The 25,837-nt window shown below is 40.5% G+C and carries 27 protein-coding genes and 1 riboswitch; of the genes, 8 read left to right on the top strand and 19 right to left on the bottom strand.

The genetic code is table 11. From position 1 onward, the window contains the following. Positions 1–118: 118 nt before the first annotated feature. The 3 genes from AC1D69_RS10100 to AC1D69_RS10090 form a co-directional block, all read right to left on the bottom strand. On the bottom strand, positions 119–457 hold the full coding sequence (locus AC1D69_RS10100) for a YflT domain-containing protein (protein WP_495456009.1): 339 nt from the start codon (positions 455–457) through the stop codon (positions 119–121). Between the two features lie 81 nt (positions 458–538). Continuing rightward, on the bottom strand, positions 539–862 hold the full coding sequence (locus AC1D69_RS10095) for a hypothetical protein (protein WP_495456008.1): 324 nt from the start codon (positions 860–862) through the stop codon (positions 539–541). 52 nt (positions 863–914) lie between these two features. After that, positions 915–1,397 carry a DUF948 domain-containing protein gene (locus AC1D69_RS10090; RefSeq protein WP_495456007.1) on the bottom strand — a complete coding sequence of 161 codons (483 nt, stop codon included), beginning with the start codon at positions 1,395–1,397 and terminating at the stop codon, positions 915–917. A gap of 276 nt (positions 1,398–1,673) precedes the next feature. Here AC1D69_RS10090 and AC1D69_RS10085 point away from each other — a divergent pair, with 276 nt between their 5' ends. Next, positions 1,674–1,838, top strand: a complete 165-nt coding sequence (locus tag AC1D69_RS10085; RefSeq protein ID WP_495456006.1) for a DUF1328 domain-containing protein — start codon at positions 1,674–1,676, stop codon at positions 1,836–1,838. A gap of 116 nt (positions 1,839–1,954) precedes the next feature. Here AC1D69_RS10085 and AC1D69_RS10080 read toward each other — a convergent pair whose 3' ends face one another. Both AC1D69_RS10080 and AC1D69_RS10075 read right to left on the bottom strand, forming a co-directional pair. Further along, complete coding sequence (locus AC1D69_RS10080) at positions 1,955–2,530, bottom strand: hypothetical protein (RefSeq protein ID WP_495456005.1); 576 nt, start codon at positions 2,528–2,530, stop codon at positions 1,955–1,957. Positions 2,531–2,773: 243 nt separating this feature from the next. Continuing rightward, on the bottom strand, positions 2,774–3,640 hold the full coding sequence (locus AC1D69_RS10075; protein ID WP_495456004.1) for a cation diffusion facilitator family transporter: 867 nt from the start codon (positions 3,638–3,640) through the stop codon (positions 2,774–2,776). A 181-nt stretch (positions 3,641–3,821) separates the two neighbouring features. Here AC1D69_RS10075 and AC1D69_RS10070 point away from each other — a divergent pair, with 181 nt between their 5' ends. After that, the gene (locus AC1D69_RS10070) at positions 3,822–4,007 is read left to right on the top strand and encodes a hypothetical protein (protein ID WP_495456003.1); all 186 of its coding nucleotides are present in this window, start codon (positions 3,822–3,824) and stop codon (positions 4,005–4,007) included. 93 nt (positions 4,008–4,100) lie between these two features. Here AC1D69_RS10070 and AC1D69_RS10065 read toward each other — a convergent pair whose 3' ends face one another. Then, entirely contained in the window at positions 4,101–5,726 is a 1,626-nt protein-coding gene (locus tag AC1D69_RS10065) for an ABC-F family ATP-binding cassette domain-containing protein (protein ID WP_495456074.1), read from the bottom strand. 194 nt (positions 5,727–5,920) lie between these two features. On the opposite strand from AC1D69_RS10065, the gene AC1D69_RS10060 reads away from it, so the two are divergent. Beyond that, a complete protein-coding gene (locus AC1D69_RS10060; RefSeq protein WP_495456002.1) occupies positions 5,921–7,057 on the top strand; it encodes a virulence factor in 1,137 nt (378 codons plus the stop codon). A gap of 90 nt (positions 7,058–7,147) precedes the next feature. Beyond that, positions 7,148–7,347: riboswitch (Lysine riboswitch) on the top strand. 177 nt (positions 7,348–7,524) lie between these two features. Then, a complete protein-coding gene (locus AC1D69_RS10055; RefSeq protein ID WP_495456001.1) occupies positions 7,525–8,985 on the top strand; it encodes an amino acid permease in 1,461 nt (486 codons plus the stop codon). A gap of 84 nt (positions 8,986–9,069) precedes the next feature. Here AC1D69_RS10055 and AC1D69_RS10050 read toward each other — a convergent pair whose 3' ends face one another. Then, positions 9,070–9,345, bottom strand: a complete 276-nt coding sequence (locus tag AC1D69_RS10050) for a hypothetical protein (RefSeq protein ID WP_495456000.1) — start codon at positions 9,343–9,345, stop codon at positions 9,070–9,072. On the opposite strand from AC1D69_RS10050, the gene AC1D69_RS10045 reads away from it, so the two are divergent. Next, positions 9,315–11,024 carry a proline--tRNA ligase gene (locus tag AC1D69_RS10045; RefSeq protein WP_495455999.1) on the top strand — a complete coding sequence of 570 codons (1,710 nt, stop codon included), beginning with the start codon at positions 9,315–9,317 and terminating at the stop codon, positions 11,022–11,024. The genes AC1D69_RS10050 and AC1D69_RS10045 overlap by 31 nt on opposite strands. A 611-nt stretch (positions 11,025–11,635) precedes the next feature. Here AC1D69_RS10045 and AC1D69_RS10040 read toward each other — a convergent pair. After that, a complete protein-coding gene (locus tag AC1D69_RS10040) occupies positions 11,636–12,379 on the bottom strand; it encodes an IclR family transcriptional regulator (protein ID WP_495455998.1) in 744 nt (247 codons plus the stop codon). A gap of 222 nt (positions 12,380–12,601) precedes the next feature. Between AC1D69_RS10040 and AC1D69_RS10035 the strand changes: the two genes are divergently transcribed. Next, positions 12,602–13,558, top strand: a complete 957-nt coding sequence (locus tag AC1D69_RS10035) for an alpha/beta hydrolase (RefSeq protein WP_495456073.1) — start codon at positions 12,602–12,604, stop codon at positions 13,556–13,558. Positions 13,559–13,693: 135 nt separating this feature from the next. Further along, positions 13,694–14,224 (top strand): DUF2935 domain-containing protein, encoded by a 531-nt coding sequence (locus tag AC1D69_RS10030; RefSeq protein ID WP_495455997.1) that lies wholly within the window; start codon positions 13,694–13,696, stop codon positions 14,222–14,224. 337 nt (positions 14,225–14,561) lie between these two features. Here the strand turns inward: AC1D69_RS10030 and folE are convergent, their stop codons facing one another. The 6 genes from folE to AC1D69_RS10000 all read right to left on the bottom strand — a co-directional run bounded on the left by folE (position 14,562) and on the right by AC1D69_RS10000 (position 19,508). Further along, the gene (gene folE / locus AC1D69_RS10025) at positions 14,562–15,155 is read right to left on the bottom strand and encodes a GTP cyclohydrolase I FolE (protein WP_495455996.1); all 594 of its coding nucleotides are present in this window, start codon (positions 15,153–15,155) and stop codon (positions 14,562–14,564) included. A gap of 41 nt (positions 15,156–15,196) precedes the next feature. Next, positions 15,197–15,433 (bottom strand): YneF family protein, encoded by a 237-nt coding sequence (locus AC1D69_RS10020; RefSeq protein ID WP_495455995.1) that lies wholly within the window; start codon positions 15,431–15,433, stop codon positions 15,197–15,199. A gap of 91 nt (positions 15,434–15,524) precedes the next feature. Next, complete coding sequence (locus AC1D69_RS10015) at positions 15,525–16,559, bottom strand: HD-GYP domain-containing protein (RefSeq protein ID WP_495455994.1); 1,035 nt, start codon at positions 16,557–16,559, stop codon at positions 15,525–15,527. A gap of 32 nt (positions 16,560–16,591) precedes the next feature. Further along, positions 16,592–18,310, bottom strand: a complete 1,719-nt coding sequence (queG, locus tag AC1D69_RS10010; RefSeq protein WP_495455993.1) for a tRNA epoxyqueuosine(34) reductase QueG — start codon at positions 18,308–18,310, stop codon at positions 16,592–16,594. Positions 18,311–18,342: 32 nt separating this feature from the next. Next, positions 18,343–18,936 (bottom strand): signal peptidase I, encoded by a 594-nt coding sequence (gene lepB / locus AC1D69_RS10005; RefSeq protein ID WP_495455992.1) that lies wholly within the window; start codon positions 18,934–18,936, stop codon positions 18,343–18,345. Positions 18,937–19,082: 146 nt separating this feature from the next. Beyond that, a complete protein-coding gene (locus tag AC1D69_RS10000) occupies positions 19,083–19,508 on the bottom strand; it encodes a GNAT family N-acetyltransferase (protein WP_495455991.1) in 426 nt (141 codons plus the stop codon). Positions 19,509–19,948: 440 nt separating this feature from the next. Here AC1D69_RS10000 and AC1D69_RS09995 point away from each other — a divergent pair, with 440 nt between their 5' ends. Beyond that, the gene (locus tag AC1D69_RS09995; protein ID WP_495455990.1) at positions 19,949–20,560 is read left to right on the top strand and encodes a superoxide dismutase; all 612 of its coding nucleotides are present in this window, start codon (positions 19,949–19,951) and stop codon (positions 20,558–20,560) included. A gap of 87 nt (positions 20,561–20,647) precedes the next feature. Here the strand turns inward: AC1D69_RS09995 and mutY are convergent, their stop codons facing one another. The 5 genes from mutY to AC1D69_RS09970 all read right to left on the bottom strand — a co-directional run bounded on the left by mutY (position 20,648) and on the right by AC1D69_RS09970 (position 25,638). Beyond that, entirely contained in the window at positions 20,648–21,817 is a 1,170-nt protein-coding gene (gene mutY / locus AC1D69_RS09990) for an A/G-specific adenine glycosylase (RefSeq protein WP_495455989.1), read from the bottom strand. Positions 21,818–21,859: 42 nt separating this feature from the next. After that, complete coding sequence (gene acpS, locus AC1D69_RS09985; RefSeq protein WP_495455988.1) at positions 21,860–22,267, bottom strand: holo-ACP synthase; 408 nt, start codon at positions 22,265–22,267, stop codon at positions 21,860–21,862. Positions 22,268–22,436: 169 nt separating this feature from the next. Continuing rightward, the gene (gene nadE / locus AC1D69_RS09980; protein WP_495455987.1) at positions 22,437–23,246 is read right to left on the bottom strand and encodes an NAD(+) synthase; all 810 of its coding nucleotides are present in this window, start codon (positions 23,244–23,246) and stop codon (positions 22,437–22,439) included. A gap of 133 nt (positions 23,247–23,379) precedes the next feature. Beyond that, a complete protein-coding gene (locus AC1D69_RS09975; protein ID WP_495455986.1) occupies positions 23,380–23,814 on the bottom strand; it encodes a BrxA/BrxB family bacilliredoxin in 435 nt (144 codons plus the stop codon). Between the two features lie 126 nt (positions 23,815–23,940). Next, positions 23,941–25,638, bottom strand: coding sequence for an ATP-binding protein (locus AC1D69_RS09970; RefSeq protein WP_495455985.1), 1,698 nt, complete (start codon positions 25,636–25,638; stop codon positions 23,941–23,943). Between the last annotated feature and the right edge of the window lie 199 nt (positions 25,639–25,837).

Genomic DNA, 25,837 nt, shown 5'->3' with positions numbered 1-25,837 from the left:
ACCAAGGTTATGTGGTTATATGTTCCATTAAACATAGATAAGGAATGGGGCAATCCCCCCATTCCTTATCTATGTTTAATATACATGTTAGCTACTTATATGAATTTGTTGAAGCCTATTATTTTTTCGCAATAATGAGAACTTTACCCAAATCTAGTTCTTTTTCATAAAAATTAGCTTCGGCATCTGTAAATCCTAAAGAAGTGATTTTTGCTCGAAGTTCATCCCCGCGGGAACGAAATAAGTTAGCCAGTGAATCGAATACGCCTTCTTCTTTAATACCAATCTCATTCGCATTCGCCGTATCTGCAATGCGATCTGTGCGATCTTCATCATGTGCCAAGACGAAGATATTATCGTACACATACCCCGCACTTTGCAATTGCTTAATTTCTTGTACGGCCTTAACGCCGTTATCTACCACTTTAGCATATGAGTTTAATTGAGTTGAATCCATTGTCTTCACTCTCCTTTAAAATTTCTGCTTCGGTAGTATATTACCCCTGAAATCTAAAGTTGAATCTCAAATGGAGACTTTTCAGAAAGATGTATCTGCGAAAAAATCTATACCTTGAATTGTTCCCGTACTAGAACCTTTAAATACTTTAATGGCTTGATCTCCTCTGATGTACACTTCTCCATCTTCTGCATGAAACTGCGGTGAGCCCAACGCTTCAGAGATCTGATTCTCATTTATAGTAATAACCATCTCATTAATTCGATCCAAGAGAGAAATACCATTTAACGTTTCAAAGGAATCCCCACTCGTCAGTGTCTGATTAATTGAAGAATCCACCGGTGCTTTTAAAACAGCATTCTCTATGTTGCCTGTAGTGGAAATGTTGCTAATGCTCGTATCCATTAGGGATGTTCCTCATCCTTTCTGGTAACCATAGTGGAATACTCATTCCATCTTAACGACGAAATTTCTGCCAAATCCCTGCTGCTACATCAACATATTTCACCCAGCTTGTATCTTTAGTACTTTTAGTCTCATTCAATGCTGCATACGATTCAATGGTTCGTTGTTCGGGCGTACTTAATTGTGTATTGGAAGAGGCCTTAACATTGGTTTTTTTGATTTTATCCATAACTGTAGTGGAAAGTTGCTTGGCCGCATATGTAACCTCACTTAACACTTCACCGAGATTGTGCACAGAATCCAATACAGGATCAATTTGTTTCATCTTCGCTTGTAAATCAACGGTAATGTTATTAGCATGTCTTACGGTTTGTTTCACTTCATAACCTAATTCATCAATCGTCTTCTGAACTTCCTGTAATGTTTGCGTTGTTTTCTCTAATGAATGTGTAGCTGCCTTTAAAGTTTTAATAAGAAATAAAACAAGTACCGCAAATGCAATAGCTATAATAAGGACACTAATTTCGATCATCATACAATCTCTCCTTCTACCTTCTGGAATTTATATTGTTCAATGCTCTTAGTTACCCGTTCCGTAAAAAGGCGAAACAGTAGCCAATGAAGTGGAACAAGCTTTGGTTAATCATCAAAAATTGAATTGTTTCATTTCTGTATGCCTAGGTTAAATACCGAATACAAGGACGACGCGGCAAGCACTATAGGCCGCACACAGGATTCTCCTAACCTTATGAAGGAAAGCGAGAAAATATCCTATGCAATACTAATTTTAAAGAAAGAATGGTGAAGGAACATGTTGAAATGGTCTGTTATATTATTAATCGTTGCGGTAGTTGCAGGAATATTTGGATTCTTTAATATCGTTGCAGCTGCAGCATCTATTGCGAAAGTACTCTTCTTTATCTTTATCGTATTATTTATTATTTCACTCTTTACAGGACGTTCAAGAAACTTATAACCATCCACTATGTATGTAGTATTCATTTATTAGAGAGATAAGAAAAAGGTTTGAATATCATATCATAGAACCCCAAGTTGCTTTATTAAGCGATTTGGGGTTCTATGATGTTTGTTTTATTTAAAATCAAGTAGAAATTGTGGGATAATCGACCAATCTATTTTAAACGTTAGCATCATACTATTCGGTTTGAAATGAATTTGATCAATACCAACAATATCGGGTACATGTTCTTTTAAAGAAAAGGTAATCGGATCTAAAGAAAATCTAGAAACAGGAATAGTCACTTGTTTTATTCTCGTAGACTTATGCTTCAAGATCAAATCACTTCCGCTAGCCTCCATATGAAAATCAAGGGTTACACCAAAGGGAATGATCGCCCACTTCCCATTCAGATTAACTTCTAATTCCTGATCATGAATCACAAAGTTTGTCCCTGTTATTTCTACACCTTGATCATGTATGTCCAGATATTCTATTATTTTTTTCTTAGCGAGATTATTCAATTCCTCCTCTGATAATTCAATCTCAGGCACTTTAGTCTTCACCATGTTCCATACTTTAGTCTTCATATCCACTTGCTCGTAGTTCATATCTAGTTCATTAGCCGGTCTAATATAGACTATAATTGCAACAGCCAGTACAATAACTAATACTAGAAATAACATCACAAATCGTTTTAAAATCCTCATTCACTGCCTCCTTCCTTTCCACTTTCCATCCCTACATTTGGTTCAACTATACCAGCTAACACGGATTATCACTACCTCAAGTAGGTATGTATAGTAATATAATGACGTTCTTGGAGTGAATAAGTTGAATAAACCATGCTCAAATTAGCGCAGAGGACGGAATGATTTCGTAAAAGCGGAGCGTTCTCTCAGAACACCTAAATTTCATGGGACACCCCCTTTTATTCTTAGATATACCTCTACTTATTTAGGCTCCACATGGACCTGAACTTGCATGATGTTATGATCTTTCCTCATTTCCTCTTCAATTTGATCTGCAATCTTATGTCCCTCAATAATACTTAGATTGGAATGAACCTCGATTACTACATCTACAAGGACATGATTGCCATGTACTCGCGCTTTTACATCCTTAATTCCTTCCACACCTGGGATACGAGCGATAGTACTCCGTAAATCCATGATCTGATTCTGATCAAATCCATCGGTTAGACTATACGTACAATCCTTGAAGATGCCCCAGGCAGTGCTACAGATAATGATTCCTACTACAAATGCAGCTACGCTATCTAGCCACGGTAGTCCAAACTGTGCTCCGACTATCCCCACGGTTGCTCCTACACTTACCATGGCATCAGACAGATTATCTTTAGCCGCAGCCATCAATGCTTTATTATTTATTTGACGAGCTAAACGACGGTTGTATAAGTACACGCCCAACATGGCAGCGGCACATATAAGCGCTACACCTGCAGACCATGGGTTAGGAGGTAGTACCTTTTCACCTTTCCACAATGTACGTATACTTTCTACAATAACTTGAATACCAACCATAGCCATAATAAAAGAAGCCATTAACGCTGCCACTGTCTCTGCCCGAAAATGCCCATAGGCATGATCAGAGTCTGGGGGTTTCTGAGAGATCCGTAAGCCGATTAATACCGCTACGGATGCAACGATATCGGTTAAGTTATTTACACCATCAGCCACTAATGCACTAGAAGCAAACGAATAGCCGCACGCTAATTTGAATCCAGATAGAATGAGATACGCTCCAATGCTTACCCATGCGCCTCTCTCACCTTTTCGTATCTCTTCATAAATATCCAAATCGATGTACCACTCCTTCAAATGCCGTTATCACACATCTTTTCCTGAACACCATGATCATATTCCTGCAGAGTGTAGAGCAAGTAAGTTGTCTTTTGCAAGGGAGATGTGCATAATCCCTCTTGTGGGGATAATTAAAAACGATTAAAATGAAGACACACGCCCAAAGGGAGGTTTTCACATGAGCGAAAACAATGAAGTAAAGAAAGTCAGTTTGGCTGATGCCATTCGAAAAAAACTAGATCAGAAGAAACAACAGTCTGCTTCAGGTCAATCGAATACTTTTCAAGCCGGTTCTGCTAAGCAATTAAAAAATCAGAACAACACCAAGCCGACTACCCAACGTCGTCGTGCGGGTAATTCGTAACTCTTCTTTAGATAATATGAAAAGAGATGGCTCCTGAATTCAGGAGCCATCTCTTTTCGTTAACAATTTATTTCCCTCGATTTAAATCTTAGGCTATTCTTCTGCTGGATACATTTGTTCACGAAGAGATTTAACCTCTTCGCTATCCAAGTACTCATCATAGCTCATCGTACGATCAATAATTCCGTTCGGAGTAATCTCAATAATACGATTAGCGATCGTCTGAATGAACTGATGGTCATGTGATGTAAACAAGATTGTTCCATCAAAATCAGTAAGTCCGTTATTTAGTGCTGTAATGGATTCCAAATCCAAGTGATTCGTTGGTTCATCGAACACAAGAACATTGGCACCATTAAGCATCATTTTAGCTAACATACAACGCACTTTTTCTCCACCGGAGAGTACGCTTGCCTTCTTCAATGCTTCTTCTCCAGCAAACAACATTCTACCCAAGAAACCACGTAGGAAAGTTTCATCTTGATCTTGGGAATACTGACGAAGCCAATCCACCAAGTTCATATCCACGCCATCGAAATAACGGGAATTATCCTTCGGAAAGTATGCTTGCGTTGTCGTAATACCCCAAGTGTATTCACCAGCATCCGCAGTTTGCTCACCCATCACGACATCAAATAATGTGGATTTAGGCAGACTGTTTGGTCCGACAAAAGCAATCTTGTCGCCTTTATTAACTACGAAGCTCACATTATCAATAACCACTTCATCGTTAACCGTCTTATTTAGACCCTCAACAGTAAGAAGTTGCTTACCAGCCTCACGTTCCGGTTTGAAATGTAGGAACGGATACTTACGGCTAGATGGACGAATATCATCCAATGTAATTTTCTCAAGTTGTTTCTTACGTGATGTTGCTTGTTTGGATTTCGATGCATTCGCCGAGAAACGTTGAATGAACGCTTGTAGTTCTTTCATCTTCTCTTCTTTCTTCTTGTTAGAATCGCGTGACAAACGTAGAGCAAGTTGGCTGGATTCATACCAGAAGTCATAGTTACCTACGTACATTTGGATTTTACCGAAGTCAATATCCGCAATGTGTGTACATACTTTGTTCAAGAAGTGACGGTCATGGGATACGACAATAACGGTACCTTCATAATCCATCAAGAAGTTCTCTAACCAACCGATCGATTCAAGATCCAGATGGTTGGTAGGTTCATCAAGTAGCAAGTTATTCGGACGACCGAACAATGCTTGAGCTAACAATACACGAACCTTCTCATTACCACTTAGCTCTGTCATCTTCTTATCGTGAAGTTCACGAGGAATACCAAGACCAATCAAGAGTGCTGCAGCATCCGGCTCAGCATCCCAACCATTCAACTCAGCAAATTCACCTTCCAATTCGCCGGCACGAAGTCCGTCTTGTTCTGTGAAGTCAGTCTTAGCATACAGAGAATCTTTCTCTTTCATAATCTCATACAGACGAATATGACCCATGATTACAACTTCAAGCACAGGGAATTCATCATATTCATAATGATTCTGTTTGAGAACTGCCATACGTTCTCCTGGTGTCATATGAACATCACCAGAGTTCGCTTCAATTTCTCCTGATAGGATCTTCAAGAATGTTGATTTACCCGCACCATTTGCTCCTATGAGTCCGTAACAATTTCCTGGTGTGAATTTTATAGTTGCATCTTCAAAAAGTGCGCGTTTTCCATAACGGAGGGTCACGCCGCTTGTACTGATCATGAAATAATCCATTCCTTTCAAATTTAACTCCTCACATTATATCACAAAGGTGACACCTTTTCGAAGTCATAAGAAAACATTCAGCGATACTTTTCCTTTATCTTGTAATCACTTCCACCAAAACATGAACAATATTTTTTATTCAGATGGAAATGAGGTAAAATAACGTTGAAAAGGGAGGTTATAAAACGCATATGAAGATTACTTTTATTGAACCAACACCAAGTCCCAATACAATGAAGCTCCATTTGGATGAAACTATAGAGAATGGGTTACGAAGAACATACACACTAGATAATGAGCGCTCTGCCCCCGTATGGATACGGGAAATGCTACATATTCCTGGTGTTAAAAGTGTGTTCCACACGACGGACTTCGCAGCGCTTGAACGTAAAGGTAACGCCGATTGGTCAACGATCTTAGGCGAAGTACAAGAACGACTCGGACAAGATGGGTTAACAACCACTTGGTTAGAAGTGGATAACGAAATGGGTGAGCATTACGGTGAAGCTGAGGTCCTTGTACAATATTTCCGCGGCATCCCCATGCAAATTCGTGTGAAGGCTGCCGGTCGTGAAGAACGTATTGCACTATCAGAACGATTCACTAAGGCAGTAACCGCAGTTGCTATTGCAACCATGATTAAGGAACGTAAGCTTTCCGATTACGGTGTTCGTTATGGTGAATTAGAGGACATTGCACGTGAGGTAGAACAAGAACTTGAGGCAGCATATCCTCCTGAGCGTCTTGAGAAAGTCATTCAGCAGGCGATTGCACATGGAGCTAGTAACGAAGAATTCATGGAGAAACGCACAGAACTAAGCGATCAGGAACTCGAAGAGGCTCTTCAGAATGACGATTGGCGAATTCGTTATGCTGCATTAGATGGTATGAGTCCTACACCAGAACGAATTCATTTCATTATGACGGCATTACAAGACCCTAAAATGCAAATCCGTCGTCTAGCTATCATCTATCTTGGTGATCTGCGCACAACGGATGCTATGGATCTATTGTATATAGCATTAAGAGATAAATCTGCAGCTGTTCGTCGTACAGCAGGTGACACCCTATCGGATATCGGGGATGCTAATGCTACGCAACCTATGACTGAAACCTTAAAGGACACAAGTAAACTCGTTCGTTGGAGAGCTGCTCGTTTTCTTTATGAAGTAGGTACGGAGGATGCCCGATCTGCGCTAGAAGAAGCGGCACAAGATCCTGAATTCGAAGTCAGCTTACAAGCCAAGATGGCACTAGAACGGATTGAGTCAGGTGAAGAAGCTGCCGGGACCATATGGCAACAGATGGCTAAACGTACGCGATCCTAATGCAATATTTAACCATTGATCCTACACAGACAAATGATTATACTTAGATATTGTTCAGTATAAACAAGTAAAGATATCCTCATCCTACTAAGATGAGGTAGAGGTCGCGAACCGCGATGAGTAGACCGTGAAGAGGCGTTAGAAGCCGCCGTATGATTCACGATCGAAAGGCGCCCTTCGCCGAAGTGTATAGGCAGCTTCTTTTGTCACGTACGCTGGGTCTGTTTTCCGAATAGGGGCAGAACTGTCATGGTTTCCTTCACAGGATACCATGTTGGGCTATCTTTCATGGAAGTTGGGTGCGGATCATATAAATAGAAGACATGTTGCCCCTTTACAAGGGCATACATTTGTTACGATATCTATTAATAAGACCGCCGGTGTTCTTTCCAGCGGTCTTTTTGCTGTGTCCCTTTCCTTCCATGACAAAATATTTAATTTTTTTTGTAGAGGGAGTGTAATGATTAATGAAGACCCGCAACGATTCAGAAGTTTCACTGAAGGCAAGTCTCAAAGCACGACATATGACCATGATCGCTCTAGGTGGATCCATTGGAACAGGACTCTTTCTCGCTAGTGGAAGTGCCATCTCCTCTTCAGGTCCTGGTGGAGCCCTACTCGCTTATGCTGCAGTAGGTTTAATGGTATATTTCCTCATGACCAGCTTAGGTGAGCTAGCAACCTATTTACCAGACTCGGGTTCATTCAGCACGTATGCTTCAAGGTTTGTTAGTCCCGCCTTCGGTTTCGCTGTAGGCTGGAACTTCTGGTATAACTGGGCCGTAACCATCGCAGCAGAGTTAGCTGCAGCTACGGTTATTATTAAATATTGGTTCCCAGAAAGCTCCTCCGCATTATGGAGCCTCTTATTCCTACTTATTATGTTCGGATTGAATTTCCTATCTACTAAAAGCTACGGGGAGTCAGAATATTGGTTTGCTATCATCAAAATTATAACGGTCGTTATTTTCCTTACTGTAGGCGTACTGATGATCTTTGGGGTCATGGGCGGAGAAGCTGTAGGAATGAACAATTTCAATCTTGGAGGCACACCATTTCACGGGGGTTTCTTTGCCTTCGTTGGCGTATTTATGGCTGCAGGTTTCTCCTTTCAGGGAACGGAATTAATAGGTGTTGCTGCGGGTGAAAGTGAGAATCCTCGCAAGAATGTGCCACGTGCTATTCGTCAAGTATTCTGGCGCATTCTTATTTTCTATATTTTTGCTATATTCGTTATTGGAATGCTAATCCCTTATACCGATCCTAGTCTATTGAATGCTGAACTGAATAACATTGGAGTCAGTCCATTCACTCTAATCTTTGAGAAGGCTGGACTTGCTTTTGCCGCGGCGCTCATGAATGCCGTAATTCTAAGTTCTGTCCTCTCAGCAGGAAACTCGGGGATGTATGCTTCAACACGTGTCCTTTATTCTATGGCTAAGAATGGACTAGCACCTAAGTTCCTTGGCAAGTTGAATCGACGTAGCATTCCAATTAATGCACTACTCCTAACGACTGCCGTAGGAATGCTAGCCTTCCTTGCTTCCTTCTTCGGTGATGGTATAGTATACAACTGGCTACTTAACGCTTCTGGTATGTGTGGATTTATCAACTGGCTAGCTATAGCGGTCTGCCATTATCGGTTCAGACGTGCTTTTCTAGCTCAAGGACATTCCCTTGCTGAGCTTCCATTTCGTGCGCGTTGGTTCCCTGCTGGTCCGATCTTTGCCTTTATCTTATGTTTAATCGCAATATTTGGACAGAATCTTGGTGCTTTTAGTAGTACATCAATTGATTGGTACGGCATTGTCATATCTTATATCAGTGTTCCCCTCTTCCTCATGATCTGGTTCGGTTATCGATGGGTGAAGAAAACTAAGGTTATTCCATTAGATCAATGTGATCTAACTACCATAGATAAACCATAGATAAAATTGATCTTGACTAATTGTATTCCACTGATGTAAATTTATTGAAATCATTCAAATCATTTAAAAGCGTTAAACAAGGACTTAAGCTTCAATATCGAATCGTACCAGAGAGGAAATCCCTGTGCTGAAAGGTTTCCCCCTTCCGATTGAAGTCTCCCTACCTTGTAGCTGTAGTAGATATTTATTATCTCTACCGGGAACATTCCCGTTATCCAATAAGTAATCGTCCGATCCATAAGGACGACTAAAATTAGGGTGGTACCACGAATGCATTCGTCCCTTTCGAATGCGTTCTTTTTGTTGTCCAATAGAATAGGAGGATTTGTATGCGCCAGAGTCATTTATTTGCACCAACATTACGCGAAGTACCTTCTGAAGCCGAAGTAATCAGTCACCAACTCATGCTAAGGGCAGGTTATATCAGACAATTAGCCTCTGGAGTGTATACGTATTTACCATTAGGCTGGCAAGTACTACGTAAGATCGAACAGATTGTCCGTGAAGAAATGGAACGTGTAGGGGCTCAAGAGCTACTCATGCCTGCTCTCCAGCCCGCCGAACTATGGAAAGAATCAGGAAGGTATTCGGAATATGGGCCAGAACTTATTCGATTACATGACCGGCATAATCGTGAATTTGCTCTTGGTCCCACACATGAGGAAGTTATAACGAACTTAGTAAGTAACGAGATTAGCTCCTATCGGAAATTACCGGTGACATTGTTCCAGATTCAGACCAAGTTCCGTGATGAACGACGTCCACGTTTCGGCTTACTACGTGGAAGAGAATTCATTATGAAGGATGCCTACTCCTTCAACCCAGATTACGCTAGCTTAGATCAATCCTATCGGATGATACATCAAGCTTACACAAATATCTTTCATCGTTGTGGATTAAATTATAGAGCGGTAGAGGCCGACGCGGGTGTCATTGGAGGCGAAGGTGAAACGCATGAATTCATGGCGTTGGCCAACATCGGAGAAGATACGATTGCCACATGTACACACTGTGATTATGCTGCAAATCTAGAAAAGGCAGAATCAGGCCCGATACGTACGTTATCTCCAGATAACATAGGGAATGCTGTGGAGAAATTCCATACGCCTAACGTTCGTACTATTCATGAACTCATGGTATCTCTACAGATCGAGGCACAACACATATTTAAGACCTTGATATATGTTGTGGATGGCAATCCAATAGCTGTTGTAATCAGAGGCGATCATGAAGTGAACGAGGTTAAGTTGAAGCATTATCTTCATGCTCAACAGATAGAATTAGCTGATTCATCCACAACCGCACAGGTAACGGGAGCCCTTACTGGATTCGCTGGCCCAATTGGATTAGTAATCCCTATTCTAGTCGATGAAGTTGTGGCTCATAGTCACCATGGAATTACGGGTGCCAATGAACAAGACTATCATTGTCGCTATGTTCGTCCGGGCTCTGATTTTCCACTTGATCACGTAGGTGACTTTCGTAATGTTGCGGAAAGTGATCCATGCCCACGTTGCAACGAAGGTTCATTGAATTTCTGTCGGGGTATCGAAGTAGGTCATATATTCAAGCTAGGGACTAAATATACAGAAAATCTGGGCGCTGTGTACTTAGATCCTACAGGAAAAGAACAAGTCATGGTGATGGGATGTTACGGTATCGGTGTGTCTCGCATATTATCAGCTCTCGTGGAACAAAGCCATGATGTGCAAGGGATGATATGGCCTATATCCATTGCACCGTTTCAGGTGCACGTCATCCCTGTTTCCATTAAAGACTCAGCGCAGATGGAGATCGCCGAACATATCTACCAATCTTTATTAAATCAAGATGTCGAAGTCCTATTCGATGATCGCGATGAACGTCCTGGCGTTAAATTCAAGGATTCCGACTTAATGGGGCTTCCTATTCGGATTATAGTTGGTAAACAAGCAATCCAAGGGAATATTGAATTTAAAGAACGTATCCACACAGAATCTAGCATCATGACAATTGAAGACTCATTATTACGCGCTTTAGAGCTCGTTAATATGATGTAACAAGTAGAAACTTATTCTCGCAAGATACTGCTACGGCGGATTGTCCTTACGATCGCTGTTGTCATCATATTTCTTGATTATATACCGCTTATAGCGGTAGAAATCCGATGGCAAAGGCGAGCACTCCGTTTCTCCAGGACAATTCCGCCCCCTGCGCTACTTCTTATTCTGATAGCACTGATTATGATTTAGAGCCTTTTTAAAAAAAAGAATCAGTTTTTGGTTTTATTCTTAAATGAACTTATACAAGCTAAAATAGGCGACTTTTCGTTTGATTTATGAACGGAAGGTCGCCTATCTTTACGCTCTGGTTATCCTTTTCAAAATAGGTATCAACAATCCCACAAATAGATTGTGTGAATGATGCCTAAAAACGGAATCACTATTAAGTTCGAAGTAGCGAAGAGAACGGAATTGTCCTGAAGAAGCGTTAGCGTTGCCTACAAGCTTTCCGTAGGAAAGCTACATCGGAAGCATAAGCTTGCCCATCGGATTTCAACCGCTTCAAGCAGTATACAATCAAGAAATCGGAGGGCAACAGCGATCGTAAGGACAATCCGTTATCGTAGCGGCACACTAACAACTTTTTTCTGTTCTTTACTTTGTATCTTTTATGGAATCATTAGTCCCATATCATGTGCTGCTTCTACTAAGTATGGCGCATACTCATGAAGTGTATCAATAGAAAGTCGGTTAACCGGTCCTGATACAGAGAGAGCCGCAGTCACGATGCCCTGTCGATTCGCAATAGGTACTGATATGGCTGCCGCACCTGGCTCTCTCTCCTCGAAGCTCATGGCATATCCACTAGCCAGAATCTCCTGTAATTGTTCCATATAGTTATTACGATCAATCCATGCAGGCCATTCTGGATCTTCTAGCAGTTTCTTTTGCTCCTCAGCTGACGCATATGCAACAAGAACTTTACTTGATGCACCCACATATAACGGAAGTCGTGCACCCACTTGAGCTACACGCCGAATAGCTTGGTTACTCTGTACCGCCTGAATACGTAGTCTTTCTTTCCCTTCCCGTAAATACAGGCTAACCGTTTCACCTAAGCGGTCTCGTACTTTCTCCATGGCTGGTAACAGGATTACCGCAGGATCATCGCTTCGTGACAAATGCGTGGATAATTCCCATATCTTCATTCCAAGACGATACTTCTCCGTTGCAGCATCTCTACTAACAAAACCTCTCTCTTCAAGCGTCGACAACAAGCGATGTACGGTGCTCTTATGAAGCCCAATTTTCCCTGCTATTTCCGTCAACCCCAGATCAACATTGGTAGTGAAACATAATAATATATCAAGTGCCCGTTCTACGGACCGGACTGTCAATTTGCGATCTTCCAATCTGAATCGCCCCTCTTTGTCGTTTCATCACGTGAAACTTGGTTACATAAATTATATGAAATTACCTGAGGAAAGTCTACATATTACAATTAGCTAACAATTGTCCAAACTACATTGACATTATTTTATGAGGGGCATACGATTAATAAGACCTAAGGAGGGGCTCATATGAACATGTTATCTAGGACTAATGCCCCACAATCTGAACCAATTCAACAATTAATGGAGAAAGCACCACCACGATTTATTCGTGTTAAACATATTATAGTTGCTTTAGTTCTATCGATTATTTTTTTTCTAGCGTTTTGTTTCGTTGCACTTCATGCTTACATTGCTTGGGTCTTATCCAATCCTACAGTAGCGCCGATCTACTCCGATCCCTTAACTGCCAAATCAATGGAGTATGAGGATGTTGCCTTTCCTGCTCTTGATGACAGCCGTATGATGCATGGTTGGTATATCCCTGCTGAAGGATCCAAAAGAACCATCATATTCAGCCATGGTTATGGAGCGAATCGCGAGGAATCATGGGTTCCTATGTATGATCTTGCTCATTATGCACATAGTCTCAACTATAATGTACTTATGTTCGACTACGGTTTTGCTGCTGAGTACAATAAAGACGTTGCTACGGGTGGCAAAATTGAAACACAGCAATTACTAGGCGCTATTGAACTTGCTAAAGAACGTGATGCTGGACAAATCATCGTATGGGGCTTTTCTATGGGGGCTGGCACAGCACTTCAAGCGGGTCTGCAAACAGACGATGTAGATGCCATGATTCTTGATAGTTCCTTTCTTTTGGAACCCGATACGTTATATCACAATATAAAAAACCAGATAGCTCTACCACGTCATCCTTCGTTAGAAATATTAGAACTACTCTTCCCGGTATTAAATGGAACTAGCCTCAGTCAAATTCCATATAAGCAAGTGAAAAGTGAAGATTACCCATTCCCTACTTTCTTCATTCATGGTACAGAGGACGAGAAGGCTCCTTATGGCATTGCCGAATCGTTAGCCTCTAATCAGACTAACCCGCTCTCCGATGTGTGGATCGTAGATGGAAGTCATCATGAACTTATCTTTCGCGAGCATTCTCGGGAATACTTACGACGCGTTTCTTCATTCCTTGAAGATGTGAAAACCAACCTTAATACCTCGCTTCTAGAGGAATAGCCATATGCTGTATTACAATCATAAGTTTTGAGAAGCCCGGAATCCTCAGATTCCGGGTTTTTCATTATCATATCAACATATAAAAACCTCTGCTGAATACAATGTCGTAATGACATGTTTTTAGGGAGGATAATTATGCTATACGGGTATGGATCTATGTTGCCAATACGCATTTTAGAAGAGATACAGTTTTGGAAAAACCAAGAATCTGAACACACGGTATTCGTCCAAGCGGTCATTCCTAATCTAGAGATCCCTTATGCAAATCTACTTACCGAATGGGCGTCGGTATTTCATGAAAGTGAACTCAGCGCGAGGACGCTATTAGATCAATCTCTTTCATCTGATACAACTTCATCCCCATTTCTTCTAATAGAGACAGAACAGTTGTTATCTCTCTCATGTCTTCAATCCCATGAATTTATTCGACACCTATTCAGCATTAAAGAGCACAGCGTTGCCATACGTGAAAATTCATTGGCCAATACTGTGCTTCTACATATTATTCGTGAATCAGAATACTTCTTACATACGCTAGATACATTAAATCAACCTGGTATATTTCAGAATCAACTTCTCCAACCCACATCTTCCCACTCAAAAGAAGAAAAGGTCGTTCATCTTCATACATCATCAGAGGCTGAACCCCCTATTAAGAAACGATGATCGGTATTCGACTAGGCTGCTTCTACGATAACGGATTGTTCTTCCGTTCGCTGTCAATCTCAAAAGCACATTGCCTCTTGTGAAGGCAATAGAGATAGAGCAGAACAAAAGCATAAATGGCCTCGCCGTCCTTTAGCGGCGAAGAAACGTTTAGCGTTGAAATATAAGACTATTTATAAGGAAATACTTATAAATTCTTATATTTTAAATAAAGGCGATTTCCCATTCGATTCCGAATGAAAAGTCGCCTTTATTTATTTGAATGAATTGAAGTGGTCTCCTCAAATCGCCAGAGCCACTTGATCATTTGGAGTGAATTCCTGTTCATGCCGTTTTCCTATCCTTTAACGAGGGATAGGAACTCCGCACGACTTGCAGAATCTTCACGGAAAATCCCTCGTACAGCGGAAGTAACCGTCTTGCTTCCCGGTTTCTTAACACCACGAGAGCACATGCATAGATGCTCGCCTTCTACGACAACCATCACGCCATTTGGTTGTAATACTTCGTTAATAATATCTGCAATTTGAGATGTTACACGCTCCTGTACTTGCAAACGGCGAGTTACAGCCTCAACTAATCGTGCAAATTTACTAAGCCCAGCAATTTTGCCACTTGGGATATATCCGATGTGAATTTTACCAAAGAATGGCGCCATGTGATGCTCACATTGGCTGTAATACACAATATCTTTCACGATGACAAGTTCCTCATGGTTCTCATCAAAAGTCACGCCTAACACATCACGAGGATCTACATCATACCCTGCAAAGATTTCTTCGTACATGCGAGTAACCCGCGCTGGTGTCTCAAGGAGTCCCTCACGCTTAGCATCCTCACCAATTAGATTCAAAATTTGTTCAATATGATATTCAATCTTCTCACGATTATTAACGACTTCATTATTTACATAATCTTTAACTCCAGACACAAGTATACCCTCCCCTCACGGCCATTTCCCGGATTGAAAGATTACTTACCTTTACGGCTTTGGCCTTTCTTTGGAACAGCCGGCTGATTCTTCATCATCTGCTGTGCTTTCTGCATCTGTTTACCATTCAGATTATATCCCATCTGTTTGGCCATTCTTTGCAACATTTGTGGATCACTCTGCATCTTTTCCATCTGTTTGCGTAAATAAAACACGCCTATAAAAAATCCCCCAACTAATCCAACAATTAACGTAATAATAGGAAGTGCAATATTCATTTCGGCCACCTCAATATTTACAATAGTTTGTCTAACTTGTGTAGACACGAACATATCATAGCATGTCTACAAGAGGCTAGCAAATATAATTCTAGATAAGGACTTCCTCAATAAAGACGGTCGTTTCTATGGCTAAATCGATCTCTTTTACATCTAGATGGTCACCGATACCACTTCTTATAATACGTATTACAGGTCGTCCAGGTAGACCTCGATGTTGACGTACAACAACACCCGTCTCATTCGTTGATAACCGAACTCCCGTACCATTCGGATAGATTGAAACCATTCTTGTAAATTGAATCAGCACTTCCCGATCTAGTTCAATTTCCGACATAGCCATCATCTTCTCACAAGCCTCATGTGGAAGAAGTGCCGTTTCCCCATGCATATAACTGATCAAATGATCGAAGGTATTAGCAACCGCAACAATCTTAGCATAAATATGAATCTCATCCCCTACAAGTCCTCGGGGTTGACCTAACCCGTCTACCCTTTCATGATGTTGCAAAGCAACGTGAGCAATTAAGAGGTTAAGTTCTCTCTTATTCTTCAGTTTCTCAAATCCACGCCAAGTATGATGATTTCTCATACCAGGAGTTATCTCTGCATCCCTTGAAATCTTATTCTTTCCAATGTCATGTAGCAGTGCACCTGTAGCTAACTCTTTAGTCTGAATGTAATTCAGCCCTATATTAATGCCCATAACGGTAGATAATAGACAGACGTTCATGGCATGAACATATTCTGCATTATCGGCAGTTCGAATGTCCGTTAAATGAACAAGTAATTCTCTGTTACTCAATACATCTGTCATGAGCTCATCGATATTCTTACCTATTCTTCGCGTGTTCCACTCCTTACCAGAGCGTACAGCTTTAAACGTATCACTTATTCCCTGAATGAGACTCTGCTTCGTGGCTTCTTCTAACATTTCACCAGTCTCTACATCATCATATAGAGGATCCTGGATATACAACATCGTTACACCAATTCGATTGAGCGTATTGATCATAAATACGGTTAATTGAACCCCTGCGCCGAGTAGTACCGTCCCATTTGACGTGTACACAGACTTTCCAAGGTACTGCCCTGTCTCTACATCTCCAATACTTACATATCTCATAAATCTTCCCCTTACATTTCCTAATTAACTTATTATCTGTCGGGTAAAGCCCCCTCTAAAGACAACAATTGACTCTTGATCTCGTGGCCGTAAGCATAGCCTGCAAGAGAACCATCTGTACCCATTACACGATGGCACGGTACGATAATCGATACCGGATTTTTATTACTAGCTCCACCAACAGCTCTCACCGCTTTAGGACGCTCAATGGCCTCCGCTAATTGTTCATAAGAGCGAGTCTCCCCATAAGGAATATCGGCAAGTTGGCTCCATACTTGTAGTTGAAATAATGTACCTCTTAAATCTAGTGGAAGATCAAATTGTTTACGCTCACCATCAAAGTATTGATGTAATTGAGTTTTGGCCTCAGATAGACGGTCGCCATCCTGTATAAATTCAGCGTTTGGTGCCCAGTTTCGTGCCCATTGCTGTATGATTGCCTCTTTTGTAGTAAAAGAATCCATTTCAATTAAACATATTCCCTTGGATGATTGAAACACCGTTAATATCCCAATGGGTGAAAGCATCTCATCATAATAAATAATCTCGTTAGAACGCTCTTCTACCATCGTAATTACCGGTTCTAGATTTTCTTTCGCTTTCATTAACATTTCTTGTACGTTCACATCTTCTTCTACGTGTATTCCTTTGTTTATGCTATTCAAAGCTTCCTCTCCTCCAATACGTCCTAGTGCCCATGCAGCGGTTCCTCTCATTTCATAACGAGGGTCCTTTAACAGCACTTCTTCAAGTCTTGGTACGGCGGATCGATCTTTAAAATTACCCAATGCAATAATTGCATTGCGCTGCATAGGTTTCTTTCCTCTCCAAGCCGCCGCACTCTCTCCGAATTTCTCTTTGAATTCTCGGTTACTAAGATCAAGAATGGGTAGTAATAGTGGTTTCGCTATTTCAGGATCAGGAAGTAACTCCCTGTTATGATCCCAGCTCTTCCCCTTATTCTTAGGGCACACAATCTGACATGTATCACAACCATAAAGGCGATTTCCGATCTTAATCATTTGTTCTTCTTCTAATAGGCCCTTTGTTTGTGTCAAGAATGATATGCAACGTTGAGCATTAAGTTGTCCTGGACCCACAAGAGCTCCCGTAGGACAAGAATCAATACATTTCGTACATTCCCCACAATCTTCAGTTACAGGGGTGTCTGGTGGGAATGGAATGTTGGTAACCATCTCCCCTAAGTAGATCCAAGAACCCCACTTCGGAGAGATCGTTAGGCAGTTCTTACCACTAAACCCTATTCCCGCTCGCTGTGCTACAGCTCTATCAACTAGTGCACCCGTATCTACCATACTTTCAATCACGGCATTAGGGACACGTTCTTTAATGAAATTCTCAAGCTTGCTCATCGCTTCTCTTAATACGTGATGATAATCTCTTCCCCATGCAGAGCGAGCTAATATCCCTCTATTAGCTCCGGGTACCGATTTCGGTGGATTTACCATTTTGGATGGATAAGCCACTGCAATGGCAATCAATGATGTCGGTTGTGATGAAGGTAAAGCAGGTGTTATCCTTTTATCTAAATCAGGTTCTTCAAAACCTGAATCATATCCATTATCTCGATGCTGCTGTAAGATGGACTTCAATGAAATAAAAGGATCTGCCGTAGCAAATCCTATATCATCTATTCCAAGACTAGATGCAGCTAATTGAATATCCCTTTTTAGTTGCTCCCATTCGGATAGCGAGGGAGCATACAGCGACTGTACATGTTCTAATGTCATCTCCACATCGTCTCCCTTTTTATATAATCAGCCTATAGTCCTTTAAGTTTGTTTAATGGCCAGAATACAAATTCTGCTCTTCCCACAATCAAATCTGATGTAACTGTCCCGAAATAACGACTGTCTTTGCTCGCTCCTTGGTGACGATTATCACCCATAACGAAATATTGATCTTCTTCTAATGCGATCTCAGAGAAGTCTTCATCTTGAATGCTCACATCAATGTATTCTTCTTGTTGCAACTCACCATTTAAATATAACTTGTGTTCTATAACTGCTACCACATCACCCGGAACACCGATCACACGCTTAACAAGGAACTCTTTTTTAGTATCGTCATCACTTGGATCGTGTAGAACAACCACTTCACCCTGTTTAGGTGACGTGAAGTCATATATTATTTTGTTTACAAACAAACGCTCTTGCTCTACTAAAGTAGGTTCCATCGATTGCCCTTTGACCATGGATAAATTAAATACAAATACATTAAGCAACATCATAATTGCAAAGACAACTACTACTGTTTTTACCCAATCCCATAATTCAGACTTCCACCCTGGTTTAGATTGTTCTGGCTTATTGGGGGATGTAGAACTACCCGATGTTATGCCATTTTCTTGGTTCATGATACACCTCTTTTTATACTAATTTGTTGAAATCAGCCTATAAATAGAAAAGCATATCTGCTCCGCTTTTGCAACGGTTGCGAGATATGCTCTATATTTAAAAAAGTAAAATGCCCTGTTTATTTATATCTCTATTGTAACTAACTCTATACATGTGCAACAATACTAAGTTTCTGGAAAGCTTCAAAAATTTTGTTAGCACCATAACCCATTGCCTCAAATAAAGGCATTGCGGTAAGATTATGCTCATCTCCAGCAATCATAATACGACTTACTTTACGTTGTTGGAAACGTTGTTCCATAGTAGTAACAAGGGCTTTACCTATCCCTTTGCGGCGATAATCTGGGTGAATAGCAATTCTAAAATAGCACCCGTGGTTGTTCTCAATCGTTCCGATTAAGGCCCCCACTATCTCGCCATCTCCTTCTGCTACCATGATCAGGTCAGAATCCCATGAAAGTTGTCTAGAAAAAGGTTTAATCGTATTTTCAAAACAATCTTCCGACAAAGCAACCTTAAGAAGTTCAGTTACTGGATTACAGTCACTTAACTGAAAGGAACGAACATGCATAAATTAAATCTCCCTTTTCGTCAGCTTTATTCGGTTTACAATAAAAGTTACTTAACGAACCAACTTTACATATCCCGAATATATTAATTACGACAAATAACCTGAAAATCCTTCTTGCTAGTCCATTAAACCACATTTCTCTCCATAAAACACTTGTTTTCTTATGAAAGCGCTTTATATCTCTCTTTTTTTCTATATAATAGAAGACCAACTATTGATTTCTAGTTTCTGTTATCATAATTTTTTATCAAATAGGATATCATAACTAAGGTTTTGTAATTAAAATTGAACAAACCGACTTTACAAACATAAATGTTGATTTAATCTGTTAAATACGGTTTAATAATATAGTAAGTCTACATATGTTGATGAAGGATGCTTACGCATTTCCTTTATTCATAGATAATCAATCAATAACAATACGCAGGAGGTAATTTACCATGGCATTTCAACTACCATCACTACCTTATTCAAACGATGCACTAGAACCACACATCGATGCACAAACAATGGAAATTCACCACGATCGTCACCATAACACTTATGTAACAAACTTGAATGCAGCACTGGAAAAAGCTCCTGAGTTGCAAAACAAAACAATTGAAGAATTGCTTACAGGTCTAGGAAGTGTACCTGAAGAAATTCGTACTGCAGTTCGTAACAATGGTGGTGGGCACGCAAACCACAGCCTTTTCTGGGAAATCATTGGTCCAAACGGTGGAGGCAACCCTACTGGAGAATTAGCACAAGCGATTGATAGCGAACTTGGTGGTCTTGATAAATTCAAAGAAGACTTTGCTAAAGCTGCTACAACTCGATTCGGAAGTGGCTGGGCATGGCTTGTTGTTGGTAAAGACGGTAAGTTAGCTGTAACAAGCACACCGAACCAAGACAACCCACTTAGTGAAGGCCTAACCCCAATTCTTGGTCTTGACGTATGGGAGCATGCTTACTACTTGAAATATCAAAACAAACGTCCTGATTATATTTCTGCTTTCTGGAACGTAGTAAATTGGGATGCCGTTGCTAAACGTTACGCAGCTGCTAAATAATTTCAATATAATAAGTTAAAAATGATCCACCCTATGAGGGCGGATCATTTTTTTAAATATATGAAGTATCTAAATATTTATAAAGAGCTACAATCCCCTATTCGTTCGCTGTTCTTCGAAGTAAGCATTAATAATCTTAAGAAATACATTAGGGAAAGCATATGATGTCATTTCTTCTTCAGTAATCCAGCGATAATCAGTGATGGTATCTCCAATTTCCGTCACATCTATCGTATAGGGCCCTATTTGCTCCGTTACTAGTAACTGATCCTCTTCCTTGCATTTATACACTTGTAGATGCCAGCGAATGTGACTGAAGATATGTTCTGCATCCATGAAATGATCTATAGGTCTCGCTGGAATACCCTCGGTTAGTATCTCAGCACCTAATAACTCCTGAGCACGTTGATCCGCCATTCTAGCTCCTCGACTCACTGGGGATAGGATATGCGGAAGTTCCCACATTCGAGCTAATAATCCACTCTCTGGACGTTGTCTAATTAATATTTGTCCAGTATGATTTCCTTCTCCTTCAATTAAAGCAACAAATCTTTGTTCCGGACGCGGTGGTTTACTCTTCGATTTGATGGGAAGCTCACTTTCTTTCCCTTCCAGTCTTCCTTCACAATGCTCCATAACAGGGCATGTAAGACAACAAGGCGACTTCGGTGTACATACTAAAGCTCCAAGCTCCATAAGCGCCTGATTAAAGTGAGAAGCCTGTCCCTCTGGAATGAGCTCCACCACTAATCTCTCCATTAGCGCGCGTGTACTTCCTTTCATGATGTCCTCTTCGATTAGAAAATAACGAGATAACACCCTCATTACATTTCCATCCACGGCTGGTTCAGGTTGATTAAATGCAATACTTAGAATGGCTCCAGCTGTATAAGGACCTACACCTTTCAGGGCAAACACACTTTCCTTGTCATTCGGTACCTGACCTCCGTGTAAATCTAGTACTTGTTGGGCAGCATATTGTAAATTACGAGCACGCGAGTAATAACCTAACCCCTCCCAACACTTTAACACGTCTTGCTCCGGGGCATTAGCCAAGTCCGCAATCGTAGGAAACCTCTCTATAAATCGATTAAAGTAAGGAATGACGGTATCTACGCGTGTTTGCTGAAGCATAATTTCAGATATCCAAATATAATAAGGGTTACGATGGCGACGCCAAGGTAAATCCCGTCGATTCTCGAGATACCATCTCAGTAGATTCTCACTAAAATAGTGTTGTTGTTCAATGTTAGACATGGTGGTTCTCCTTCTCTATCTTATATTCCATGGGGAGTTAATCTAATCTTGTTCATGTAACCGCTCGACGACTGCAAAGGCAGACGCAAGGTCTTTCTGGTGGGTAATACTCAAATGAATACCATAATCCTGTGGTTGTCCAGGAAGGTTCAACTTCTTCCAAGCTTGTTCACTCACATGAACCTCGGGTTTCCCCAAAGCATTTGGAAGGATCTCTATATCTCCAAAACCAATCACAGCTCCAATGCCACAACCGAATGCTTTAACTATAGCCTCTTTGGCTGCAAATCTTCCTGCTGTAAATTCTACCAACTTCGGTCCGCGACTTTGAGCTAAGGTATATTCCTTAGATGTGAGTACTCTTTTCATAAAAGGTTGGCCTATTCTTTCGCTGAGTAGCTTCTCGATTCGCTTAATCTCAAGCACATCATGACCGATTCCATAAATCATTACTTCTCACACCTTCCATCCGAACTTACATTCCTATTGTAACAGTCGTTTGCTGATGTTGCGACATTTCACTAGACATTCTACAAATAATAAATGGAGTGCAACAACTGTTTCCAGTGTACACTCCATTAAAACACCTATTTTACTTATATGTTCAGGAAAACCCTACTTATATTCCCGGGATGGCATTGCGCTTGTGAGCTGTTTTGGTGTAGAAGTCTTCCAGACGTTTCTGAGATGCAGGATTAATTTCCTTACCTTCTAGATAGTCGCTATTCTCATCATAAGTTAGACCTAGTTCATCTTCATCAGTCTGACCTTCCCATAACCCTGCTGTAGGAGCCTTATCAAGAATAGACTGTGGTACGCCTAAATATGCAGCAATCTGACGTACTTGACGCTTATTTAACGAACTTAGTGGTGTGATATCAACAGCACCATCTCCCCATTTGGTATAGAACCCAGTAATCGCCTCTGAGGCATGGTCCGTACCTACTACAATCAAATTGAGTTCGAAAGATAAAGCGTATTGCATCACCATACGTGTTCTTGCTTTGACATTTCCTTTGCCTTTAGGGCTGATATGGCGATGTACCCCAATAGCCTTAAGACCTTGCTCTACTTCCAATGCCACTTCAGTTACAGAATCCTCAATATTGGTTTCCACCGTATGTTTCAGATCAAATGCTTTGGCTACCGCATAACTATGATCGATATCTTCCTGTGTCCCATAAGGTTGGAATACACCTAGTGTCATGTAGTCTTTGCCTGTTTCTTTGGATAATTCATCTGTAGCTAATTTGCACAAACCAGCAGCCACTGCACTATCAATTCCACCGCTAATCGCTATTAGAAGTCCTGTGGAGCCAGCATTCTTCACATAATTTTTAAGAAAAGCCACTCTTTCCTTCACTTCTGATTCCACATTAATAAAAGGCTTAACCCCTAGTTCCGCAATGATCTGTTCTTGTAAACTCATTGTCAAAGCCACCCCGTTTCTCAAAAGTATGTACTCCGTAAATTCATTCCGTAATCATTTCGATCATCGTATAATAAACCCCGGAGTTGTAGGAATACCAACTTCGGGGTTATTATGCAACGAACGCTAGTTATTATTTACACAAACGGTCGAAAGCTTCGGTTAGTTCTGCTGAAATTTCTTGCGCTGATCTGTCTTCAATTTGATGACGTTCGATGAAATGTACAAGTTCTCCATCTTTCATCAATGCAATAGAAGGTGATGATGGCGCGTAAGGAGCGAAATACTCACGTGCTTTCGCTGTTGCTTCTTTATCTTGCCCTGCAAACACCGTAAATAATTGATCTGGTACTACATTATGTTGCAATGCATTAGCTACTCCTGGACGACATTGCCCTGCAGCACACCCACAGACTGAATTAATAACAATCAAAGTCGTACCTTTAGCGTTAGGCACTGCTGCCTCAACTTCCTCAGGTGTAGTAAGTTCCTTAATTCCTAGACTAGTTAATTCATCCCGCATAGGTTGAATCATATCTCTCATATATCGATCAAAAGACATAGACATTCTCATTCACTCCTCTTATAAGCATAGATACAATTATAAATCATTAATATGATTATACCTATTCTGAATGTTTGAAAGCAAGCAACGGAGCAAGATGAGCCACACTTTTTACCAATATATCGCTTACTACAGGGAAAATACGATTACAAAAGTAGTACCCTTACCCTCCTCAGAATGCACCGTAATTTTACCATTATGATGTTCAACAATACTAAGGCATAATACCAACCCGAGGCCTGTACCTTGCTCCTTCGTAGTGAAGAAGGGAACAAATAAATTATCTAACTTATTCTTCGGAATACCACATCCTGTATCCTTAATAATCAGTTCTACACTATTTAGTTTCACTATAGTCTGTATGGTAAGTTGCCCATTCACATTCATGGCTTCCATTCCATTACGGGCTAAATTTAGAATTAACTGTTTAATTTCTTTGGCATTCAAATGCAGATCAGGGATATTCTCTTCGAGCTCTAGCTCAATCGTCTGACCTCGTAAATTAGCATCTGCCCACAATAGTGGACTCAGGTCATATATAATTTTATGTAGGTTATATTCTTCTTTCTCAGATGCTCGGTTCTGTGCAAGGGATAAGAAATCATTAATAATACCGTTAGCACGATCTAATTCTTCCATAACAATCCGATAATAATGATCTAGTGAACTTGGGCTCTTCTCATTCATAAGTTGCAAAAAACCACGTACAACAGCCATAGGGTTACGGATCTCATGGGTAATGCTTGCGGCCATTTGGCCTACTAAGCTAAGTCCTTCTATGTTTCCGAGCTCACTGCGAAACTTCTCAAGCTCTGTAATATCTTGAATGACTAATACAGCTCCCAGAATCTCACCTGTAAAGGAGTTCGTAAGTGGCGAAATGTTCATATAGTAAATTTTCGAGTCATTCTGTGTCAATTCGTGACCCATAATTACGCCTTGAAGGGCTTGAGCGATTCGAAGTTCTATTTGCTGCTTCTCCACCATATCGTCCGTAAACATGGTTATGGATTGCCCAAGAACGTCCATTTTTGTCAATCTAGGTTTAGTTGTCTTAAACAAACTCATCATCATTTCATTAACACTAGACACTCTTCCATTTCGATCTAAAGAAGCCATGCATAGTGGCGCAACATCCATGACTTGCTGTAATTTATCCTCTTCTCGCAAATATTTCTCTGACATCCCCATAATCTTTTCCTTAAGAAGTAGCCTCTCAAATGAAATTTCAATCAAATAGATAACCATTGCTCCCCATAAAAGACTAATAAAGAAATAGATGGTAATCATAATAATAGTATTCATATCGTAGAAGCTAGGATCCCCCCCATATAGTAATGGAGAGATGCATAGCAATAACATGGCAGGTAATAAGCATAAAATAATTCGCATCATTTTTTCTTTTAGAGAAGCTTTTAGAAAATGAGAAGAAGTCCAAAATAATACAGGGTACATGATCATACCTGTATGAAGAAATACGCCTCCTACAGAGCAAACTTCTGTAAAGATAAAATAAAACGTAATATGAAGAATAGCCAAGGGTACACCTGATTTATAACCCCCATACAGAATGGCTACAAAAAGAGGAATAATACCCATATTCAGCGGTATAACCCCCACATAAATCTCAGATGAAAATAAAGAACATAACATCATACTCACGGCACTAGATAAAACGATAACCATCGTAAAACCAATGGAGTCTAGGTTCTTGGAATTGCGTTTTCGGCGTACATATTTATCAAGGATCAGAGGAAAAAGAAATACAAATGAGCCGGATATTAATACCTGCAACAAGATATTTTTAAGGATAATATAAATATCCATCCCTCCTCTCCTACCTAAATACTATTCACGTGTTTATTAACCCGATTAAATCATAGCCTTCAAGATATTACAATATATTCTAATTATATATCTTACTAGAGTTGTTGTAACCTATATCTATTTGGTATGATCCATAATAGACAAGAATGGAATGATTGTTCAACTAAGATCAGGGTTACATGCTAAAGGAGATTATGTA

The organism is Paenibacillus sp. Y301 (assembly GCF_059445505.1).
This window is presented reverse-complemented; position numbering and strand designations above follow the sequence as displayed.

What these genes read in the sequence shown, in the direction of transcription:
- AC1D69_RS10100 (WP_495456009.1), bottom strand. Translation starts at nt 457, where the DNA reads ATGGATTCAACTCAATTAAACTCATATGCTAAAGTGGTAGATAACGGC.
- AC1D69_RS10095 (WP_495456008.1), bottom strand. Translation starts at nt 862, where the DNA reads ATGGATACGAGCATTAGCAACATTTCCACTACAGGCAACATAGAGAAT.
- AC1D69_RS10090 (WP_495456007.1), bottom strand. Translation starts at nt 1,397, where the DNA reads ATGATGATCGAAATTAGTGTCCTTATTATAGCTATTGCATTTGCGGTA.
- AC1D69_RS10085 (WP_495456006.1), top strand. Translation starts at nt 1,674, where the DNA reads ATGTTGAAATGGTCTGTTATATTATTAATCGTTGCGGTAGTTGCAGGA.
- AC1D69_RS10080 (WP_495456005.1), bottom strand. Translation starts at nt 2,530, where the DNA reads ATGAGGATTTTAAAACGATTTGTGATGTTATTTCTAGTATTAGTTATT.
- AC1D69_RS10070 (WP_495456003.1), top strand. Translation starts at nt 3,822, where the DNA reads ATGAGCGAAAACAATGAAGTAAAGAAAGTCAGTTTGGCTGATGCCATT.
- AC1D69_RS10065 (WP_495456074.1), bottom strand. Translation starts at nt 5,726, where the DNA reads ATGATCAGTACAAGCGGCGTGACCCTCCGTTATGGAAAACGCGCACTT.
- AC1D69_RS10060 (WP_495456002.1), top strand. Translation starts at nt 5,921, where the DNA reads ATGAAGATTACTTTTATTGAACCAACACCAAGTCCCAATACAATGAAG.
- AC1D69_RS10055 (WP_495456001.1), top strand. Translation starts at nt 7,525, where the DNA reads ATGAAGACCCGCAACGATTCAGAAGTTTCACTGAAGGCAAGTCTCAAA.
- AC1D69_RS10045 (WP_495455999.1), top strand. Translation starts at nt 9,315, where the DNA reads ATGCGCCAGAGTCATTTATTTGCACCAACATTACGCGAAGTACCTTCT.
- AC1D69_RS10050 (WP_495456000.1), bottom strand. Translation starts at nt 9,345, where the DNA reads ATGTTGGTGCAAATAAATGACTCTGGCGCATACAAATCCTCCTATTCT.
- AC1D69_RS10035 (WP_495456073.1), top strand. Translation starts at nt 12,602, where the DNA reads ATGGAGAAAGCACCACCACGATTTATTCGTGTTAAACATATTATAGTT.
- AC1D69_RS10030 (WP_495455997.1), top strand. Translation starts at nt 13,694, where the DNA reads ATGCTATACGGGTATGGATCTATGTTGCCAATACGCATTTTAGAAGAG.
- AC1D69_RS10020 (WP_495455995.1), bottom strand. Translation starts at nt 15,433, where the DNA reads ATGAATATTGCACTTCCTATTATTACGTTAATTGTTGGATTAGTTGGG.
- AC1D69_RS10015 (WP_495455994.1), bottom strand. Translation starts at nt 16,559, where the DNA reads ATGAGATATGTAAGTATTGGAGATGTAGAGACAGGGCAGTACCTTGGA.
- queG (WP_495455993.1), bottom strand. Translation starts at nt 18,310, where the DNA reads ATGACATTAGAACATGTACAGTCGCTGTATGCTCCCTCGCTATCCGAA.
- lepB (WP_495455992.1), bottom strand. Translation starts at nt 18,936, where the DNA reads ATGAACCAAGAAAATGGCATAACATCGGGTAGTTCTACATCCCCCAAT.
- AC1D69_RS10000 (WP_495455991.1), bottom strand. Translation starts at nt 19,508, where the DNA reads ATGCATGTTCGTTCCTTTCAGTTAAGTGACTGTAATCCAGTAACTGAA.
- AC1D69_RS09995 (WP_495455990.1), top strand. Translation starts at nt 19,949, where the DNA reads ATGGCATTTCAACTACCATCACTACCTTATTCAAACGATGCACTAGAA.
- mutY (WP_495455989.1), bottom strand. Translation starts at nt 21,817, where the DNA reads ATGTCTAACATTGAACAACAACACTATTTTAGTGAGAATCTACTGAGA.
- acpS (WP_495455988.1), bottom strand. Translation starts at nt 22,267, where the DNA reads ATGATTTATGGAATCGGTCATGATGTGCTTGAGATTAAGCGAATCGAG.
- nadE (WP_495455987.1), bottom strand. Translation starts at nt 23,246, where the DNA reads ATGAGTTTACAAGAACAGATCATTGCGGAACTAGGGGTTAAGCCTTTT.
- AC1D69_RS09975 (WP_495455986.1), bottom strand. Translation starts at nt 23,814, where the DNA reads ATGTCTATGTCTTTTGATCGATATATGAGAGATATGATTCAACCTATG.
- AC1D69_RS09970 (WP_495455985.1), bottom strand. Translation starts at nt 25,638, where the DNA reads ATGGATATTTATATTATCCTTAAAAATATCTTGTTGCAGGTATTAATA.